Annotated in this window: 1 protein-coding gene; it reads left to right on the top strand. The window is 58.4% G+C overall.

What is annotated here, in order from left to right; translation table 11 throughout:
* Positions 1-119: 119 nt before the first annotated feature.
* Positions 120-820, top strand: a 701-nt coding sequence (locus tag B3M52_RS00570; protein WP_286748465.1) for a DnaB-like helicase N-terminal domain-containing protein, incomplete at its 3' end; no start/stop codon positions are given.

Raw genomic sequence — 820 nt, 5'->3', positions numbered from 1 at the left:
CAGGTGGATTCCGGGCCTGTTGCTTTCTGGTGTATGATTTGTGTTTTCCGTAGCTCTCCCATCGCATCGACAATCCCCGTAAACTGTCACGGATGTGATGCCCAGACGAAGACGTTTCCATGGCCAACCCGAATTTCAAACCGGTAAACAGCGACCCTGAGACCAGCCGAATCAAGGTTCCACCTCATTCCGTGGAGGCCGAACAGGCGGTGCTTGGTGGCCTGATGCTGGACAACCGCCGATTTGATGAAATCTCGGAGATCATTTCCGCTGGCGACTTTTATCGCCAGGATCACCGCCTCATTTTTGGTGCTGCCGAGCGACTGGCGGGCGAAAGCGAACCGCTTGATGTTGTCACGCTGACCGAATTCCTGGAGCGTGCCGGTGATATCGAAGACGCGGGTGGGCTTTCCTACCTGGCAGAGCTGGCCGAGAAGACACCCGGTGCCGCCAATATCCGCGCCTATGCCGAGATTGTGCGGGAGCGCTCTATTCTGCGACAACTGGTGCAGGTGTCCGGCGAGATATCCGATTCGGCGTTTAACCCCCAGGGCCGGAACAGCAACGAGATCCTGGATGAAGCCGAGCGTAACGTCTTCCAGATCGCCGAATCGCGGGTCAAGGAAGGCTCTGGCCCCCAGGCCATCAACCCGATTCTCACCAAGGCCCTCAGTCGCATTGAGGAGCTGTTCGAGTCCGGCGAGACTACAACGGGTCTGACCACGGGCTTCAAGGACCTGGACGAGTGGACGTCGGGGATGCAGCCCTCGGATCTGTTGATCGTGGCGGGGCGACCGTCCATGGGTAAAACCACCTTTGC

This window comes from Marinobacter sp. UBA2688, assembly GCF_002352785.1.
Lineage (GTDB): Bacteria > Pseudomonadota > Gammaproteobacteria > Pseudomonadales > Oleiphilaceae > Marinobacter > Marinobacter salarius.
This window is presented reverse-complemented; position numbering and strand designations above follow the sequence as displayed.